The sequence below is a fragment of the Martelella limonii genome, from assembly GCF_013344475.1.
GTDB lineage: Bacteria > Pseudomonadota > Alphaproteobacteria > Rhizobiales > Rhizobiaceae > Martelella > Martelella limonii.
Genome location: NZ_JABUOU010000031.1, coordinates 1 through 813, shown reverse-complemented (window position 1 = coordinate 813; position 813 = coordinate 1). Strand labels below are relative to the sequence as shown.

General features: G+C 56.8%; 1 protein-coding gene. It reads right to left on the bottom strand.

Annotated elements, in window-relative coordinates; all coding sequences use genetic code 11:
• A protein-coding gene (locus HPQ62_RS20895; protein ID WP_244629800.1) for an IS5 family transposase occupies positions 1-773 on the bottom strand; the annotation gives its coding sequence in 2 pieces (ribosomal slippage) (positions 1-443 and positions 443-773; 774 coding nt in all).
• Positions 774-813 lie beyond the last annotated feature (40 nt).

The following is an 813-nucleotide window of genomic DNA, read 5'->3' as shown; positions in this document are numbered from 1 at the left end:
CTAGGCGGTAGACTCATAATGCTTAAGCCAGATGCGTGCTGAGAAGAGCTTTATGGCTGCAAGGTAGTTGTCAGCGCGCTTGTCGTAGCGCGTAGCGATGCCTCGCGCTTCTTTGAGGCGGTTGAAAAAGCGTTCCACCAGATTTCGGTAGCGGTAGAGAAACCGGCTGAAAGCAAAGGTCTTTCTCCGGTTCCGTTTGGTCGGAATGTTTGCGAAGGCCTTATGTCTCGCTGCTGCATCCCGGATTGCATCGGTATCGTAGCCGCGATCGGCAAGAAGTGTTGCGCCCGCGTGGAGTTTGGTCAGCAGCCCCTCGGCGTAGCTGCAATCGGCGTGCTGACCTTCTGACAGACACAGGTCTATTGGCAGCCCATCGGCATCGACAACGGCATGGATTTTTGTCGTCAGGCCACCTCTGGAACGTCCCATGCTTCGATTGGAGCCCCCTTTTTACCGGTGGCACCATGCTGGTGGACGCGGACACAAGAGGAGTCGATCATCTGGATATCACCATCAAAGGCGGCGGAAATGGCAGCAAGAAGCCGGTCCCAGACGCCCGCCTTCCGCCAGCGGACAAACCGGTTATAGCAGGTGGTGTATGGCCCATAACGCTCCGGCACATCGGCCCAAGGACTGCCGGTGCGAAAGCGCCACAGGATGCCGTTTATGACCCGACGATCGTTGACCCTCGGCACGCCGCGGCTGTTGTTGGGAAGAAGCGGCTCGATAACCGCCCACTCGAAATCCGTCAGATCAAAACGTCGTCTCATCAAGGGTTCCTTTCAGGAAGCCATTGAATCAAAACGAGCACTC